Source organism: Nocardia sp. NPDC051929 (genome assembly GCF_044548645.1).
In the GTDB taxonomy this organism is placed as follows: Bacteria; Actinomycetota; Actinomycetes; order Mycobacteriales; family Mycobacteriaceae; genus Nocardia; species Nocardia sichangensis.
Genome location: NZ_JBIUCG010000003.1, coordinates 107,211 through 124,323 on the forward strand (window position 1 = coordinate 107,211; position 17,113 = coordinate 124,323).

The window sequence follows — 17,113 nt, forward strand, 5'->3', positions numbered from 1 at the left end:
CACCCGGCCGCGAGCACAGCGCGAAGGTGTTACGCACGGCGGGCCGAGTCGATGAGCTTCGCGTCGACCTCGCACGCGGCAGACGTGCGTCGGCACGGCGTCGGTCGAGCCAGGTCGCGGCAAGCGGTCCGGCGCTTTTGTCCGCACTTAATTCAAGCCGCTGGGCGGCCCTCGGATCAGCCGTGGCACATGATCGCCTCCGAATACGCCGATACCCGGGAGCAGTGCGAGCAGCACCGCCGCCCGTGTAGCGCAGCGTCTGGTATTCACACCGGCCGCGTCGCGGTCAGCGGACCGGATTCAGCCGCTTCGGCGTCAGCTGGTACGCGTGCCGAATGCACACGGGCGAACACAGGGCGGACTCGGCGACACGGCCCGGCCACTCGGCGGTGGGCACGGCGTACGCCTCCGGTAGGCGGTCCGCTGCCTCGGCGTGCCTGTATCGAGGTACCGGATCCGAGTCCGATCACCGGGCTCTGGCGCCCCACAGCCGCGAACCAGGCGCCGCGGGCGGTTGCGGTCAGGAATGACCCGCGATGATGACCTCCGGGATACCGGTGCCGAGTGGGACCGGCCTGCACACCGGCGCCGGGCTGCCCGGATCCAGCAGGGTGAGCAGCAACTCCTGCACGAACGGGTCGTACACCATGTGGAAGTGCCCCGTGAGGTCGGCGGGACACAGGTCTTGCAGGGCGATGTTCCGCGCGCCGGGCCCGCGCAGCGCGATGTTCTCGAACGGCTGGATCATCTCGTCGACGTGGCTGCCGACGGTCACGTACCGCACCCCGGGCACCGTGTCGCCACCCGCGTTGAGATCGAGCATGAGCGGCGACCCCTCGACCTGCTGGACGGCGGCGAGCGAAGTCACCTGAGCGAACGCCTGCAGAGCGCCCGGGATCGCCTCGGCGACCGGCACCAGCCCGTACATCACACCGCCGTAGCTGGGCGATGCGAGGCCGACCCATTGCTCGACCTTCGGCGCACCGCCCAGTTTGTTGACGTAGTAACGAGTCACGTTCGCGCCCTGCGAGAACCCGACCAGATCGATCTTGTCCGCGTGGGTCGCCGCGAGCACTCGATCGACGAACGCACCGACCTGGTAGGCACTGAGCACCAGATCCTCGGTGCCGTAGCTGTGCGCGCCGGGCTTGCCGCCGTAGTTCAGCGCGAACACGCAGAATCCGGCCGCGGTCAGCTGCGGCGCGATCCCCGACCAGTCGGAATAGGCTGTGGAGTCGGTCCCGTGCGCGAGCACCACCGGACGGGGATGCCGGGCGCTGGGCACGCAGCCGAAATCGTTGGTACCGCTGGGGACCGCGTTCGGATGACTCTTCTGATACCACGCGGCGGCCAGGTGGTCCGATTGCGGTGGAGCGGCGTACGTCGGCACGTCGGGCGGGCGGAAGCCGAGCGGCTCGGCCGACGCCACGCCCGGGCCGAGCGCGGCCACACCGGCCAACACGAAGGCCAGCACGGCACCACGCAAGTGTGAAACGCCCCAAGTTCCCGCTCGGCTCGACTGTCGCATCTCACAATGATCCCTCTGATCGGCTCGAAATGCGCGCGGTATAGGGGTGTTTCGCCTCCCCTACTTCTCGGGGGTCTCGTCCTCGGCGAGGATGCGGTAAAGGGACTTGCGGGTCTCGGTGAGCAGCTCCGCCGCCCGCGCCGCCTGTTGCGGGGTGCCTGCCGCCGCGACCTGGGCCACCGCCCCCATCAGCTGTCCGACGAGTGCGCGCAGGTCCATCGCCTGTGCGCCGACGTCCTGTTGCACGTCCGCCCACGGATCGCCCAGCTCGTCCCGGTGCGCGGCGACGTACTCGGTGCCGGACTCGGTGAGCTTCGCGGTCTTGCGCCCGGCGACCTTCTCGATGAGGACCAGGCCCTCGTCCTCCAGTTGCGCCAGCGCGGGGTAGATCGATCCGGGGCTCGGCCGCCAGATGTCGTTGCTGCGCCCACGGATCTGCTGGATCAGTTCGTAACCGTGCATGGGCTGCTCGGCGAGCAGCAACAACACGGCGGCGCGTACGTCACCACGCCTACCCCGGCCGCCGCGTCCGCGTCCGCGTCCGAAATGCGGGCCGAAGCCTGGCCCGAAGCCGGGACCGAAGCCAGGCCCGAACTCCGGGCCGAAGCCGTGACGTCCGCCGCGGCGAAAGCGCCGCCCGTGCTCGAAGCCCTCGTGACCGGGCACCGGCCCGCGGCCACGCCGGCCGAATTCTCGATGTTCTCGGTGTTCCATGTCAGCCTCCCAAGGCTCTCGTGTTCGAATCATGCTATCGACGATATATCGTCAATGCATCGAATGCAAGGATCGGTTTCGGCATCCGCGCCCAGCTGGAGGTCAGCTCACCAGCGAATCGATCCAGCGCGACAGCCGCGCCCCTTCGGCGACCATCAGTCCGGGATCCCGAAAAGTGTTGGTGAGCAGGGAAATTCCTTGATACGCCGCGACATAGGCGATCGCGAGCTCCTTCGCGTCCGCGCGTCCCATCGCGGCGAACTGCCGTTCAGCCCAATCCACCAGCACGCGCATCACCTCGGCGGCCGCGGTATCGAGCCCGTCGCCGCGCTTGTCCAATTCCGAGGACAAAGTGCCGAACGGGCAGCCGTAACGCACGGTCTGCTCACGATCGGCGACCCATCCCGCGATCAGGGCCTTCAGCCGCCCCGAAGGCGTCTCGTGCCGGTCGCTCGCGGCGATCACGGCATCGAGAATGCGCGCGTGCGAGCCGATCGCCGCCTCGATGAGCTGGTCTTTCGTCTTGAAGTAGTAGTAGACGTTGCCGACCGGAACGTCCGCGGCACGCGCGATGTCGGCGATCGTCGTCTTCTCCACGCCCTGCTGATAGAACACCCGCACCGCGGCTTCGACCAGCCGCTCCCGCTTGCCCGATCCGGCCTTCGCCTGTGAGTCAGTCACACAACTAACTGTAGACAGCGCGGCGATGACCGGCTAACGTTTTTTTAGTCAGCCAACTAACTAAGGAGTCACAATGATCGTGGTCACCGGAGCAACCGGGAATATCGGCGCGCCCCTCGTGCGGGCGCTGGCGGACGCTGGCGAGGAGGTGACAGCCGTCGCGCGGCATGCGGATCTTTCGCTGCCCGACGGAGTCCGCTCGGTTCGGGCCGATCTGGGCGAGCCGGAAAGCCTCTCCCCCGCCTTCGCGGGAGCCGACACCCTGTTTCTTCTGATCACCGGCGAGCAGTTGGTGGCGGGTCCGGAACCAGAGCAGGTGCTGAAAATCGCCGCCTCGGGAGGCGTGCGGCGCGTGGTCTTCGTGTCCTCGCAGGGCGTTGCCACTCGACCGGACGCGGCGGGATACGCCCGGCTCATCGCCTACGAACAGGCGATCAGGGACTCCGGGTTGGCCTGGACCTTCCTTCGACCCACCGGATTCTTCTCCAACACCTACGCGTGGGCGGACGCGGTGCGCACGCAGCGCCTGGTCGCAGCGCCGTTCGGCGACGTCGGTCTTCCCTCGATCGATCCGGCCGACATCGCCGCGGTCGCAGCGACGGCATTGCGCGACGACCGGCACGACGGACAGGTCTACACCCTGACCGGGCCCGAGCTCGCTACCCCGCGCGCCCAGGCCGAAGCACTCGGCGCGGCAGTCGGCGAGCCGCTACGATTCGTGGAATTGACTCGGGCACAGGCCCGTTCGGCGATGCTCGACTTCATGCCCGAGCCGGTGGCCGACCACACGCTGACCATCCTCGGCGAGCCGACACCCGCCGAGCAGCGGATCAGCCCCGACGTGCCGCGTGTGCTCGGGCGCCCGGCCACGAAATACGCCGACTGGGCGGCTCGCAATCGAGCGGCCTTCGCCTGAAGCTCGGCCGAGCGCTGCGCTGTCGCGAGATGATCGCAGGCTTCGGCGTTTCACTGGCCGGAAACGCCGAGGCGATCACGCTCACCCGGGTTGGGCAAGAACGAGGGCAGTCCACCCGGGTAGCGAAGCCTCCGGCAACGGGCGGCATAGACAGCCCCGGCGCGCGACGGGCTTGCCCAGTCGGCCATGAAGCGACGCGATCCGATCGCGGGTCCGTTGCGGCCGGTTCGCCGCGATATGCCGAGTGACGAGCGGACGACATCAGGTGCACCGAGCGGTCCCCCCTCCTTCCCTCGGTCCGAGTACGCCGACCTCCTCGCGACACAGCCCGGGTGCCCGGCGGCACTATCGCGGCCCCATGCCGACGAGGCAGCGGTGGACGCACTCCGGTAGCCGTCAGCCGATGTCGACCGGGTCGATTTGCACGCGCAGGGGGGCGTCCGAGCGGTGCGTGCTGCGAACCGCCTGAGCCGCGCGCAGGGCACGCGCGAGCGCCGCTCCGGAGCGCCGCTCGACCCGCAGCAGCAGGCGTTCGACTTCGGCGGGCGCATCGCCGGAGGAGAACGGTTTGCGGGCGCCGTCCGGCAGCGGCACTGGTCCAAGGCGGTCGACCGTATCCGGCAGGTCCGCCGCCGAGAGCAGTTCGGCGATCGTGTCGGCGGTGCCGTCGATCGCGGCGAGACGGACGGCAGGCGGGAAGCCGACCTCGGCCCGCGCCGCGACCTCCGCGCGCGCGGCGCCCACCGGATCCCATCGGACCAACGCCTGCACGGTGGGGATGGACGGCTCGGCCACGACGATGACCTGGCCGTGCGCGCGGACCAGCGCCGCGGCGGCCATCCAGCGGCGCAGCGCGTCCTCGGCGGCACGCAGGTCGGCTCGGCCGAGCAGCGCCCAGCCGTCGAGCAACAACGCGACGCCGTAGCCGCCGGGAACCACCGACTCGGCGCCGACCGTAGCGACGACCACTTGCGGGCCCGGCTCCACAGTGTCGAGCACGGTGCCGCCGCCGGAAGCACGGATCGGTACGCCGGGAAACGCACGGCCGAGCTCCTCCGCCGTGCGCGCCGCCCCGATCACCACGGCGCGCAGTGCGCGCGACCCGCAGGTGGTGCAACGAAACGCGGTCTCGGTGATCCCGCACCAACGGCAAGCGGGACTCTGCGCGGCCGCGCCGGGGTCGGCGGCCGATCCGCGCGGTCCCCGAGCTTCCGGCAGCGCGAGCGGTCCGCTGCAGTGTCGGCATCGAGCAGGAGTACGGCATTTCCCGCAGGCCAGGGCGGGAATGTACCCACGACGCGGCACCTGTACCAGCACCGGCGCGCCTTCCTTCAGCGCGGCGCGGGCAGCCGCGAAGGCGACGCCGGGAATTCGGACAGCACGGGCGACCGGATCGCGTTCCAGCGCGATATCGCTGTCGCCGGGGGCGCTGATGCGCGGCGCGGCCTTGCGCAGCACGGCACGATCGGCGACCAGATCGTGCGCCCAACCCGAATCGACCACCGCTTGGATCTCCGCGGTGCGCGCGAAACCCGCCGCGACGAAGGCCGCACCGGTTTCGTGCGCCCGCAACATCGCCACCTCACGCGCGTGCGGATACGGCGCACGCGGTTCGGCGTAGGTGTCGTCACCGTCGTCCCACATCGCGATCAGCCCGAGGTCCAACGCCGGTGCGAACACGGCGCTGCGCGTGCCCACCACCACTCGCGCCGAACCGCGCAGCACCGCGAGCCACCGCCGGTACCGAGCCGCTGGACCGAGACCGGCGGACAACCCGACTGCCGAGTCCCCCACCAGCCCAACGCATTCCGCCAGGACACGGTCGAGGTCGCGTTGGTCGGGGACCATGAGGATCGCGCTGCGCCCCTGCCGCGCCACCACGGCGGCGAGCTCCGCCAGCCGTCGTGGCCAGTCCTCACCGGGCAGTGCCTGCCAGGCCGCGCGTGCCCCTTTCCGCTGGCCGAGGGCGGCGACGAACGCCGCCCCGTGGACGTACCGTTCCCAAGGCGCGAGATCTATGGCCGGAAACTCCGAATCGACGAAGGCGGTTCGGTCTTCGGCGTCGCCGCTCGTCTCCCCCGCACCGCCCGAGTCCCCCGCGCCGGTTGGCCCGAGCTTCGGATGCGCACGTGCGGACGGCTCGGCATCGAGCTTCTCGTCGCTCTCCGGCGCGGGCACATATCGGCCGGCGCCAGGGCTATCGCGCTTCGAATCCGGTTCCGCCGCAGCACCACTTTTCGGAGCCGCGCTGCTCACACCGGCCGAATCGGCTTGCAGGTCAGAGGATTCCGGCGATGCAACGGGCAACTCTCCGGCAGACACGGAACTCGCCACGTCCGACCGCACGGGACCAATTGCGGTGGCGGGGTTCTCGTTCGCGGAATCGGCTCGGGCCGCAGCGGACTTCTTCCCGCCACCGGTCTCGGTGCGGGCGTGACGCGGTGGTATCGCCAGACGCAGGACATCGGCACGCGTCCCCGCATATCGGGCCGCGACCTTGCCGGCCAGCTCCAGGATTTCGGGAGTCAACACGCGTTCGCCGGAGACGACGCGTTCCAGCTTGACCAGCTTTCCGCCGTGGTCACTGTGCCGCGATCGAGCCAGGAGATAGCCGTCGACCAGCCGACCGGCGAAACGGACCCGCACCCGGACCCCCGGCTGGGCGAGTTCGTCCAGCTCGGGAGGCACCAAGTAGTCGAAGTCGCGGTCGAGATGCGCGGGCGAGAGCAGCGGAAGCACCCGGGCGATCGGCAACTCCACGCCCGCGGGACCCGCGGCCGGACGGTCCGCCTCGGTGGCGGGGGTGTCCGCCGCGGGTTCGTTCACTCGGACCTGATCGAGGTCAGAGTCCGACGGCGGCGCGCAACTTGTCGGCGCGGTCGGTGTGCTCCCACGGCAGGTCCACGTCGGTGCGGCCGAAGTGGCCGTACGCGGCGGTCGGCCCGTAGATCGGACGCAGCAGGTCCAGGTCGCGGATGATGGCGCCGGGACGCAGGTCGAAGACCTCGGTGATCGCGGTGCTGATGCGTGCCGGGTCGATCTTCTCGGTGCCGAAGGTCTCGACGAACAAACCGACCGGAGCCGCCTTGCCGATCGCGTAGGCCACCTGGACCTCGACGCGGTCGGCCAGATCGGCCGCGACGACGTTCTTCGCGACCCAGCGCATGGCGTAGGCGGCGGAGCGGTCCACCTTCGACGGGTCCTTGCCCGAGAAAGCGCCGCCGCCGTGGCGGGCCATGCCGCCGTAGGTGTCGACGATGATCTTGCGGCCGGTCAGGCCCGCGTCGCCCATCGGGCCGCCCAGCACGAACTTGCCGGTGGGGTTGACCAGCAGGCGAATATCCGAGATGTCCAGGCTGGGCAGCTCGAGGTCGGCGAGCACCGCGTCGAGGACCTTCTCGCGGATGTCGGGCGCGAGCAGGTTGTCCAGGTCGATATCGGCGGCGTGCTGGGTGGAGACGACCACCGTGTCCAAGCGGACCGGGCGATCACCGTCGTACTCGATGGTGACCTGGGTCTTCCCGTCCGGACGCAGGTAGGGCAACACGCCGGTCTTGCGCACCTCGGTCAAGCGGCGCGACAACCGGTGCGCGAGCGCGATCGGCAGCGGCATCAGCTCGGGGGTGTCCTTGGTGGCGTAACCGAACATCAGGCCCTGATCGCCCGCACCCTGCCGCTCGATCTCGTCGTCGGAGCCGCCGATGCGCGCCTCGTGCGAGGTGTCCACACCCTGCGCGATATCCGGCGACTGCGCGCCGATCGCGATATTCACACCGCAGGAATTTCCGTCGAATCCCTTTGCCGACGAGTCATATCCGATTTCCAGGACCTTTTCCCGGACAATTCGGGGAATATCGGCGTACGCCGACGTGGTGACCTCACCCGCGACGTGGACCTGGCCGGTCGTCACGAGGGTTTCCACCGCGACCCGGCTGCGCGGATCCTCCGCGAGCAACGCGTCGAGAATGGAATCGCTGATGGCATCACAGATTTTGTCCGGATGACCTTCGGTCACGGACTCACTGGTGAAAAGCCGGCTCCCGGACGTGCGCACAGTTCTTCCCTCTCCCTCAACGGGTTACTCGTATCGGCTTGCGACAGTAACGCGATGTCGCGACTGCGCAACCCTTATATCTCAGCCTATTCCAAATCACCGACAGGGCGGACCTCAACGCCGCGGCCATCCCGGACAGCTGAACTCCCGGTGTCGTGCCGGTGCCGAATTGATGACGGCGTCGCGAACGACGGACCGGATCGCAATCCTGGCAGGGACGCGGCCCGGCTCAGCGCAGCAACACGCTCAGCGCGTCGAGCACACGGCTGGCCAGCAACGCCTTGGAGCCGTGATCGAGCGCCTGTTCGGTGCCGTCCGCGCCCAGCAGCCAGCCGTCGTTGGTGTCCACCTCGAACGCCTTGCCCTCGCCGACCGCGTTGACCACGAGCAGGTCGCACCCCTTGCGCGCGAGCTTGGCCCGCGCGTGGGTGAGGACGTCGCCGTGCTCGTCACCGGTCTCGGCGGCGAAACCGACGATCGCGGTGCCGGGCAACTGCCCGTCGCGGCGCGCCTGCACCAGGCCGGCGAGGATGTCGTCGGTCTTGGTCAGCGGAATGACGTCGGGCTCGCCTGCGCCCTTCTTGATCTTGGCGGCGGCGACGTTGGTCGGCCGGAAATCGGCGACCGCCGCGGCCATGATCACCGCGTCGGCGCCGACGGCGTGCTTGTCGACGGCGGTCTTCAGCTGTTCGGCGGTGGTGATGTGCACCAGGTCGACGGCGGCGGGCGCCGCCATCTCGATCGTGTTGCCCGCGATCAACGTCACGTGGGCGCCGCGCTGGGCCGCGACCCGCGCGAGCGCGTAGCCCTGCTTGCCGGAGCTACGGTTGCCCAGGAAACGCACCGGATCCAGCGGCTCCCTGGTGCCGCCCGCCGTGATGACGACCCGGCGGCCCGCCAGATCCCGCGGGATCGCGTCGGCACGCTCCATGAGCAGCGACGCGAGGCCGAAGATCTCCTCGGGCTCGGGCAGCCGTCCAGGGCCGGTGTCGGCGCCGGTGAGCCGGCCCGCCGCGGGCTCCATGACGGTCGCACCGCGGGCGCGCAAGGTCGCGACGTTGGCGACGGTCGCCGGATGCTCCCACATCTCGGTGTGCATCGCGGGCGCGAACAAGATCGGACATCGGGCCGTCAGCAGCGTGGCGGTGAGCAGGTCGTCGGCGCGGCCGGACGCGGCGCGGGCCATGAGGTCGGCGGTCGCCGGGGCGATGACCACGAGGTCCGCCTCCTGGCCCAGCCGAACATGCGGCACCTCGGGCACGTCGGAGAACACGCCGGTGTGCACCGGGTTCCCGGACAGTGCCTCGAAGGTCGCCTTGCCGACGAACTCCAGCGCCGAGGTGGTGGGGATCACCCGGACGTCATGTCCGGTCTCGGTGAATCGCCGGACCAGAGAGCACGCCTTGTAGGCGGCGATGCCTCCGGCTACACCGACGACGATCCTTGTGGTCACTACGCCTCCGGCCTAGTAGTGGTCACGGCGAACCGGGGTTCGCCTCACTCGCCTTCGGAGTGCTCGAGCAGGTCGGAGTGGATCTCGCGCAGGGCGACCGACAGCGGCTTCTCCTGCAGACCCGGCTCGACCAGCGGGCCGACGTACTCGAGGATGCCGTCGCCGAGCTGGTTGTAGTAATCGTTGATCTGCCTGGCCCGCTTGGCCGCGTAGATGACCAGGGCGTACTTGGACGACGTGCGCTCCAGCAACTCGTCGATCGGCGGGTTGGTGAGGCCGACCGGCGTGTCGTAAGCGGGCGCGGTCTTGGTGTCCGTCACTAGGAAGACTCCTGCTGTGGTCGGTCGGATGAACGAGGGGCCCTGCGAGTGCGGCGGCGTGCCGCCTCCGGGCCTGGTCACTCATGCCGGAGTGGATTGCGCATGCGCGAAGGCCCTACGTGAATACGCAGGCTACCTCCTCCGGGCCTGATCGCTCATGCGCAGGTGGGGGTCACGAACTCGAATTTGTGCTAACGAACAACGATACCAACTGCTCACAGGCGCTGGTCACCTCGTCGTTGACGATAACAATGTCGAACTCGTCACAGGCCGCCAGCTCGATCCTGGCCGTCTCCAAGCGGCGCTCGATCACCTCGGGCGACTCGGTGCCGCGCGAGGTCAGTCGCGCCACCAACTCGTCCCAGCTCGGCGGGGCAAGGAAAACCAGAATCGCCTCGGGGATCGCCCGGCGCACCGATCGCGCGCCCTCGAGATCCACTTCGACCAGTACCGGAAGGCCCTCCGCCAGTGCGGCGCGCACCGGCCCGGCGGGGGTGCCCGAACGCTGCAACCCGCCGTGGATGTCCGCCCACTCGAGCAGTTCATCCGCCTCGATCATCGCGTCGAACTCCGCACGGGAGACGAAGTGGTAGTCGAGGCCGTCGACCTCCCCGGGCCGCGGGGCCCGGGTCGTTGCCGACACGCTGAAGACCAGGTAGGGCAGTCGTTCGCGGACACAGCGGACCACGGTGGACTTGCCCACGGCCGAGGGGCCGACCAGTACGACCAGTCGACCCTTCCGCGTGTGTTCGATCACCCTCGTTGTCAGGCGTCGAAGTCGAACCGGGCCAGCAGCGCCTTACGCTGCCGGTCGCCGAGTCCGCGCAGCCGCCGGGTGGGGGCGATCTCCAGCTCGCTCATGATCTCCGCCGCCTTGACCTTGCCCACCTTCGGCAGGGCCTCCAGCAGCGCCGACACCTTCATCTTGCCGAGGATCTCGTCGGTCTCGGCGTCGGTGAGCACCTGCTTCAGGTTGGTGCCGCCACGCTTCAAGCGCTCCTTGAGCTCCGCCCGAGCGCGGCGAGCGGCAGCCGCCTTCTCCAAAGCAGCGGCGCGCTGCTCGTCAGTCAGCTGGGGAAGGGCCACGGTTCCTCCGTCTCATCGTTCATTGCATTCAACTCCTGCCGGTAACCCGGCAGTCTCAGCGACCGTACCCACGACGTCCGCCGATTGCGAACCCACCCCCCAGGTCAGCGCATGATTCCGGATATGGACCGCACCACGGCGGCCCGGCGCCGGTGCCGCCCGCGCCATCGAGCGCATCGCGATGCCGAATCAGCGAAATGTGCCGCCAGCAGGGCTTTTTCGACAAACCGAATGGTTTGCGGAAGGGTTGCGAGACGGCAGCGCATCTCTCCAGCAACCCCTCACGCGCCCTACCAGGAACTTTCTGGAAATTCTCCGCGTGTCGCGAGTTTTTTGCGCGTGTCGGGCGTCACATCCGAGCCGTTTCAGCCGCCATGATCGGCATCCGGTGCCGGATACCGGCCCCTGTACGTCGGTCCAGGAGCGTTGCGCCCATCCGTGCACCGATCGGCCCCGAAATCAGCGCAGCAGCGCGCACAGGCCCCGCTAAGGGGCACGTGTGTGCGAACACCTGCACGCTCGCGGGACGGAAACGACGAAGGCCGGCGCGGATGCGCCGGCCTTTCGCGGTCATTTCTGGAGGAACGCGAACGCGTCCTGGAAGCCGTGCACTCTGGCACGCAGTGCCGGAACGGTGGGCCCGTCCCTCAGCACCTCCCGCGAGACGTTCGGCACGACGGCCGGGAGCATCGCCTTCGGGACCAGCTCCCTGATGGTTTCCGGGCCGCCGCCCTGGGCGCCCACCCCGGGCATGAGGATCGGGCCGTTGAGCGCGGAGAGATCGGGCGCCTCGCTGAGCGTGGCGCCGACCACAACGCCGACCGAACCGAACTCCCCGCCCGCGTTGCGCGCCGCCGCCTCGTCGACCATGGTCTGCGCGACCGTGCGGCCGTCCGCCGCGACCGCCCGCTGCACCTGCGCTCCCTCGGGGTTCGAGGTCGCCGCGAGCACGAAGACGCCGCGGTGGCCTGCCTCGGCGAGCGTCAGCGCCGGTGCCAGCGAACCGAAGCCCAGATACGGCGAGACCGTGACCGCGTCGGACCCGAGCGGGCCGTCGGCCAGCCAGGTCCGCGCGTAGGCGTCCATGGTGGACCCGATATCGCCGCGTTTGGCGTCGGCGAGCACCAAGGTTCCCGAGGCCCGCAGCACCTCGATGGTGCGCTCCAGGACCGCGATGCCCCCGGAGCCGTGGGCTTCGAAGAACGCGACCTGCGGCTTGACCAGTGCGACGAGGCCGTCGAACGCCTCCACGCAGATCTCGGCGAACCGCTCGAGTCCCTCGACGTCTTCGGTCAGTCCCCAGGACCGCAGCAGTTCCGGGTGCGGGTCGATGCCGACGCACACCGGCCCCAGTTGCCGCATCGCGTGCCGCAGGCGGTCGCCGAAGGTCTTCATCGCACCCGTTCCGTCCGGTCGCGGCTCACCCACGCAGCACCGAGTGCAGTTCCTGCAGCGACCGCACGCCGATGCCACCGTTGATGCTGGCCTCGATGCCCTGCACCGCGGCCGCCGCACCCTGCACGGTGGTGATGCACGGGATGTTCACCCCGACCGCCGCGCTGCGGATCTCATAGCCGTCCACGCGAGGGCCGGAGTTGCCGTAAGGCGTGTTGAACACCATGTCGACCTCGCCGTCGCGGATCTGCTCCACGATCGTCGGCTCGTCGTCCGGCCCCACCTCGGAGTGCTTGCGCACCTGCTCGCACGGAATCCCGTTGCGGCGCAGCATTTCCGCCGTGCCCTCGGTGGCGAGGATGCGGAAGCCGAGGTCGTGCAGGCGCTTCACCGGGAAGACCATCGCGCGCTTGTCCCGGTTGGCGATCGAGACGAAAACGGTGCCCTCGGTGGGCAGCGAGCCGTAGGCGGCGGTCTGACTCTTGGCGAAGGCGGTGCCGAAATCGGCGTCGATGCCCATCACCTCGCCGGTCGACTTCATCTCCGGCGAGAGCAGCGAATCCACGCCGCTGCCGTCGGCGCGCCGGAAGCGGTGGAACGGCAGCACGGCCTCCTTGACCGCGACCGGAGCGTCCAGCGCGACGTGCCCGCCGTCGCCCTCGCTCGGCAGCATGCCCTCCTTGCGGAGTTCGGCGATGGTGGCGCCCAGCATGATCCGCGCGGCGGCCTTGGCCAGCGGCACCGCGGTGGCCTTCGACACGAACGGAACCGTCCGGCTCGCGCGCGGATTGGCCTCCAGAACGTAGAGCACGTCGTCCTTGAGCGCGTACTGCACGTTGAGCAGGCCGCGGACGCCGATACCCTTGGCGAGCGCGACGGTCGAGCGGCGCACCGACTCGATATCGCTGCGGCCCAAGGTGATCGGGGGCAGCGCGCAGGCGGAGTCACCGGAGTGGATGCCCGCCTCCTCGATGTGCTCCATCACGCCGCCGAGGTAGACCTCCTCGCCGTCGCACAGCGCGTCGACGTCGATCTCGATCGCGTCTTCCAGGAACCGGTCGACCAGCACCGGGTGCTCCGGGCTCAGCTCGGTCGCCCGGGAGATGTAGCCCTCCAAGGAGTTCTCGTCGTAGACGATCTCCATACCCCGGCCGCCGAGCACGTAGGAGGGGCGCACCAGCACCGGGTAGCCGATGTCGGTGGCGATCTTGCGCGCCTGCGCGAAGGTGGTCGCGGTGCCGTACTTCGGCGCGGGCAGACCGGCCGCGACCAGCACGTCACCGAATTCGCCTCGGTCCTCGGCCAGGTCGATGGCGGCCGCGCTGGTACCGACCACCGGCACGCCCGCCGCTGTGAGCCGCTGCGCGAGGCCGAGCGGGGTCTGCCCGCCCAGCTGCACGATGACACCGGCGACGGTGCCGGACTCGCACTCGGAGTGGTAGACCTCGAGCACGTCTTCGAAAGTCAGCGGCTCGAAGTAGAGGCGATCGGCGGTGTCGTAGTCGGTGGAGACGGTCTCCGGGTTGCAGTTGACCATCACCGTCTCGTATCCGGCCTTCGACAGCGTCTGCGCCGCGTGCACACACGAGTAGTCGAACTCGATGCCCTGGCCGATGCGGTTGGGCCCGGACCCGAGAATGATCACCTTCTCGCGGTCGGGCTGCGGCGCCACCTCGGACTCGGCCGCGGGATCGAGTTCGTAGGCCGAGTAGTGGTACGGGGTCTTGGCCTCGAACTCGGCGGCGCAGGTGTCGACCGTCTTGAAGACCGGGCGGACCCCGAGCCGGTGGCGCAGGGCGCGCACACCGCTCTCCCCTGCCAGTTCGGGTCGCAGCGCGGCCAGCTGACGATCGGACAGGCCGTAGTGCTTGGCCCGCCGCAACAGCGGTTCGTCCAGCACGGGCGCGTCGAGGATCTCCTGGCGCAACTCGACCAGACCGGCCACCTCCGCGACGAACCACGGATCGATGCCGGAGGCGGCGGCGACGTCCTCGATGCTCGCGCCCAGCCGCAGCGCCCGCTCCACCTGGTAGATGCGCCCTTCGGTGGGCGTGCGCAGGTCTTCGAGGATCGCTTCGACGTCGGTCCACGCGCCGTCGTCCTGGGTCCAGAAGCCCGCGGCCTTGGTCTCCAGCGAACGCAGCACCTTGCCGAGCGCCTCGGAGAAGTTGCGGCCGAGGGACATGGCCTCGCCGACGGACTTCATGGTGGTGGTCAGCGTGCCGTCGGCGCCGGGGAACTTCTCGAACGCGAACCGCGGGGCCTTGACGACCACGTAGTCGAGGGTCGGCTCGAAGCAGGCCGGGGTTTCCTTGGTGATGTCGTTGACGATCTCGTCGAGCGTGTAGCCGATGGCCAGCTTGGCGGCGATCTTCGCGATCGGGAAGCCGGTCGCCTTCGACGCCAGCGCGGACGAACGCGACACGCGCGGATTCATCTCGATGACGATCAGGCGGCCGTCGCGCGGGTCCACCGCGAACTGGATGTTGCAGCCGCCGGTGTCGACGCCGACCTCGCGCAGGATGGCGATGCCGAGATCACGCAACTTCTGGTACTCGCGGTCGGTGAGCGTCATCGCCGGGGCGACGGTCATCGAGTCGCCGGTGTGCACGCCCATCGGGTCGACGTTCTCGATCGAGCAGACCACCACGACGTTGTCGCGGCCGTCCCGCATCAGCTCGAGTTCGTATTCCTTCCAGCCGAGGATGGACTCCTCGATCAGGACGTTCGCGGTGGGCGAGGCGGCCAGGCCGCCGCCGGCGATGCGATCGAGGTCTTCCTCGTTGTAGGCCATGCCGGAACCGAGGCCGCCCATGGTGAACGACGGGCGCACCACCACGGGGTAGCCGAGTTCGGCGACCGTATCGCGGACCTCGTCCATGGTGAAGCAGACCCGGGAGCGGGCGCTCTCGCCGCCCACCTTGGCCACGATGTCCTTGAACTTCTGCCGGTCCTCACCGCGCTGGATGGCGTCGAAGTCGGCGCCGATGAGTTCCACGCCGTACTTCGCCAGCACTCCGCGCTCGTGCAGCGCGACCGCGGTGTTCAGCGCGGTCTGGCCACCGAGGGTGGCCAGGATGGCGTCCGGACGCTCCTTCTCGATCACCTTCTCCACGAACTCCGGCGTGATCGGCTCCACGTAGGTGGAGTCGGCGAACTCCGGATCGGTCATGATCGTCGCCGGGTTCGAGTTGACCAGCGACACCCGCAGGCCCTCGGCCCGCAGCACCCGGCACGCCTGCGTGCCGGAGTAGTCGAATTCGCACGCCTGGCCGATGACGATCGGGCCAGAACCGATCACCAGGATGTGCTCGAGATCCTCGCGGCGAGGCATCAGGCTCCTTCCATGAGACCGGCGAAACGGTCGAACAGGTACGCGGCGTCGTGGGGTCCGGCGGCGGCTTCCGGGTGGTACTGCACGGAGAAGGCGCGACCGTCGACCAGCCGGACGCCCTCGACCGTGCCGTCGTTGGCGCAGACGTGACTCACCTCGGCCGTGCCGAAGGGGGTGTCGAACCGCTCGCCCCGCTCGCCTTCCAGCGCGAAACCGTGGTTCTGCGCGGTGATCGAGATCCGGCCGGTCTCGTGCTCCACCACCGGGATGTTGATGCCGCGGTGGCCGAACTTCATCTTGTAGGTGCCCCGGCCGAGCGCGCGGCCGAGGATCTGGTTGCCGAAGCAGATACCGAACAGCGGCAGGCCCTCGCCCAGCACGCCGCGGGTCAACTCGACCGCCGCGTCGGCGGTGGCCGGGTCGCCTGGACCGTTGGACAGGAAGACCCCGTCGGGCTTCAGTTCGAGGATCTGGTCCAGCGTGGTGTTCGAGGACACCACGTGCACCCGCATGCCGCGCTGCGCGAACATGCGCGGGGTATTGGTCTTGATCCCGAGATCGACCGCGACGACCGTGCGGCGATGGTCGCCCTCCGGCTCGATCGTGTAGAGCGCGTCGGTGGTCACCTCGCCGGCGAGGTCGGCGCCCAGCATGGACGGCTGACCGTTCACTCGGTCCACCAGCTCGTCCGCGGCGGCGAGCGCGTCGCCGGAGAAGATGCCCGCCTTCATCGAACCGCGGGTACGCAGATGACGTACCAGCGCGCGGGTGTCGATGCCCGCGATGCCGACGATCCGCTGACGTTCCAGCTCGTCCGGCAGCGTCCTGGTGGCGCGCCAGTTGGAGGCGCGCCGCGCCGGGTCGCGCACCGCGTACCCGGCGACCCAGATCTTCGTGGACTCGTCGTCCTCGTCGTTCCAGCCGGTGTTGCCGATCTGCGGCGCGGCGGCCACCACGATCTGGCGGTGGTAGGACGGGTCGGTGAGGGTCTCCTGGTACCCGGTCATCGCGGTGCAGAACACCGCCTCACCGAGCGTCTGGCCCACGGCGCCGTAGGCCTGGCCGCGGAACACCCGGCCGTCCTCCAGCACGAGTGCTGCTTCTCCTGTCATCCCTCGTCATCTCCCGTCATCGTCCCGCTCTGATCCGCCGCGGGAAGCCTGCGCCAAGCCGGGTAGACCGACTTGTCGTCGCCGCGGAAACCCGTATCGATCTCGGTTCCCGTCGGCAGCTTCCAGCGAATGACCAGCACACCATCTTCCGTCATCACTTTGCCCGCGTGCCCGCGTTCGGTGCGCACCGCGGTGATGGATTCGTCCGGAATCCAGATCACCGTCGCGCCGTCGCGTTCGAGCAGAATCCCCTTTTCGAACCGCGTGAGTTCCGCGGTGGCCCGGAAACCCAGATCGCCGACGGTGATCCGGTCCTGCCAGCTCGGCGCGATGGTGCTGCCCAAGTACAGGCCGGTGGTCGGCTCCAATACCTGCGCACCCAGTTCCGCAGGCACGGTGGGCAGCGTGCCGACGCGCTCGGCTTGGCGCGCCGCGCGGTTGCGCCAGCCCCGGTACATCAGCCACAGGCAGGCCGCGAACAGGATCAGCAGCCCGACCACCCAGAGTGTTCTCTCCACTA

At 69.3% G+C, this 17,113-nt stretch carries 14 protein-coding genes; 1 reads left to right on the forward strand and 13 read right to left on the reverse strand.

Features of this window, described 5'->3' with window-relative positions; all coding sequences use genetic code 11:
- Positions 1-520: 520 nt before the first annotated feature.
- From ACIHAX_RS04765 to ACIHAX_RS04775, 3 genes are all read right to left on the reverse strand, one after another.
- Positions 521-1,474 carry an esterase/lipase family protein gene (locus ACIHAX_RS04765; RefSeq protein ID WP_397275849.1) on the reverse strand — a complete coding sequence of 318 codons (954 nt, stop codon included), beginning with the start codon at positions 1,472-1,474 and terminating at the stop codon, positions 521-523.
- 114 nt (positions 1,475-1,588) lie between these two features.
- Positions 1,589-2,242, reverse strand: a complete 654-nt coding sequence (locus tag ACIHAX_RS04770; protein WP_355070646.1) for a PadR family transcriptional regulator — start codon at positions 2,240-2,242, stop codon at positions 1,589-1,591.
- A 102-nt stretch (positions 2,243-2,344) separates the two neighbouring features.
- A complete protein-coding gene (locus ACIHAX_RS04775) occupies positions 2,345-2,923 on the reverse strand; it encodes a TetR/AcrR family transcriptional regulator (protein WP_355070644.1) in 579 nt (192 codons plus the stop codon).
- Positions 2,924-2,996: 73 nt separating this feature from the next.
- Between ACIHAX_RS04775 and ACIHAX_RS04780 the strand changes: the two genes are divergently transcribed.
- On the forward strand, positions 2,997-3,839 hold the full coding sequence (locus ACIHAX_RS04780) for an NAD(P)H-binding protein (RefSeq protein ID WP_364425809.1): 843 nt from the start codon (positions 2,997-2,999) through the stop codon (positions 3,837-3,839).
- Between the two features lie 396 nt (positions 3,840-4,235).
- Here the strand turns inward: ACIHAX_RS04780 and ACIHAX_RS04785 are convergent, their stop codons facing one another.
- The 10 genes from ACIHAX_RS04785 to ACIHAX_RS04830 form a co-directional block, all read right to left on the reverse strand.
- A complete protein-coding gene (locus ACIHAX_RS04785; protein WP_397276042.1) occupies positions 4,236-6,527 on the reverse strand; it encodes a primosomal protein N' in 2,292 nt (763 codons plus the stop codon).
- 154 nt (positions 6,528-6,681) lie between these two features.
- Positions 6,682-7,893 carry a methionine adenosyltransferase gene (gene metK / locus ACIHAX_RS04790; protein WP_355070640.1) on the reverse strand — a complete coding sequence of 404 codons (1,212 nt, stop codon included), beginning with the start codon at positions 7,891-7,893 and terminating at the stop codon, positions 6,682-6,684.
- A gap of 229 nt (positions 7,894-8,122) precedes the next feature.
- Positions 8,123-9,346, reverse strand: a complete 1,224-nt coding sequence (gene coaBC / locus ACIHAX_RS04795) for a bifunctional phosphopantothenoylcysteine decarboxylase/phosphopantothenate--cysteine ligase CoaBC (RefSeq protein WP_364425812.1) — start codon at positions 9,344-9,346, stop codon at positions 8,123-8,125.
- Between the two features lie 44 nt (positions 9,347-9,390).
- The gene (gene rpoZ, locus ACIHAX_RS04800) at positions 9,391-9,666 is read right to left on the reverse strand and encodes a DNA-directed RNA polymerase subunit omega (protein WP_355070636.1); all 276 of its coding nucleotides are present in this window, start codon (positions 9,664-9,666) and stop codon (positions 9,391-9,393) included.
- 172 nt (positions 9,667-9,838) lie between these two features.
- Entirely contained in the window at positions 9,839-10,423 is a 585-nt protein-coding gene (gmk, locus tag ACIHAX_RS04805; protein ID WP_355070634.1) for a guanylate kinase, read from the reverse strand.
- Positions 10,424-10,431: 8 nt separating this feature from the next.
- Positions 10,432-10,752 (reverse strand): integration host factor, actinobacterial type, encoded by a 321-nt coding sequence (mihF, locus tag ACIHAX_RS04810; RefSeq protein WP_028476708.1) that lies wholly within the window; start codon positions 10,750-10,752, stop codon positions 10,432-10,434.
- A 570-nt stretch (positions 10,753-11,322) separates the two neighbouring features.
- Complete coding sequence (gene pyrF, locus ACIHAX_RS04815; protein WP_364425815.1) at positions 11,323-12,147, reverse strand: orotidine-5'-phosphate decarboxylase; 825 nt, start codon at positions 12,145-12,147, stop codon at positions 11,323-11,325.
- Positions 12,148-12,172: 25 nt separating this feature from the next.
- Positions 12,173-15,481 (reverse strand): carbamoyl-phosphate synthase large subunit, encoded by a 3,309-nt coding sequence (gene carB, locus ACIHAX_RS04820; protein ID WP_355070629.1) that lies wholly within the window; start codon positions 15,479-15,481, stop codon positions 12,173-12,175.
- Complete coding sequence (carA, locus tag ACIHAX_RS04825; RefSeq protein ID WP_355070627.1) at positions 15,481-16,593, reverse strand: glutamine-hydrolyzing carbamoyl-phosphate synthase small subunit; 1,113 nt, start codon at positions 16,591-16,593, stop codon at positions 15,481-15,483. Before carA ends, carB begins: the two co-directional genes overlap by 1 nt.
- On the reverse strand, positions 16,590-17,111 hold the full coding sequence (locus ACIHAX_RS04830; protein WP_356961716.1) for a transporter: 522 nt from the start codon (positions 17,109-17,111) through the stop codon (positions 16,590-16,592). Before ACIHAX_RS04830 ends, carA begins: the two co-directional genes overlap by 4 nt.
- Positions 17,112-17,113 lie beyond the last annotated feature (2 nt).

Coding starts and splice junctions, on each gene's coding strand:
- ACIHAX_RS04770 (WP_355070646.1), bottom strand. CDS start 2,242: ATGGAACACCGAGAACATCGAGAATTCGGCCGGCGTGGCCGCGGGCCG.
- ACIHAX_RS04780 (WP_364425809.1), top strand. CDS start 2,997: ATGATCGTGGTCACCGGAGCAACCGGGAATATCGGCGCGCCCCTCGTG.
- pyrF (WP_364425815.1), bottom strand. CDS start 12,147: ATGAAGACCTTCGGCGACCGCCTGCGGCACGCGATGCGGCAACTGGGG.
- carB (WP_355070629.1), bottom strand. CDS start 15,481: ATGCCTCGCCGCGAGGATCTCGAGCACATCCTGGTGATCGGTTCTGGC.
- carA (WP_355070627.1), bottom strand. CDS start 16,593: ATGACAGGAGAAGCAGCACTCGTGCTGGAGGACGGCCGGGTGTTCCGC.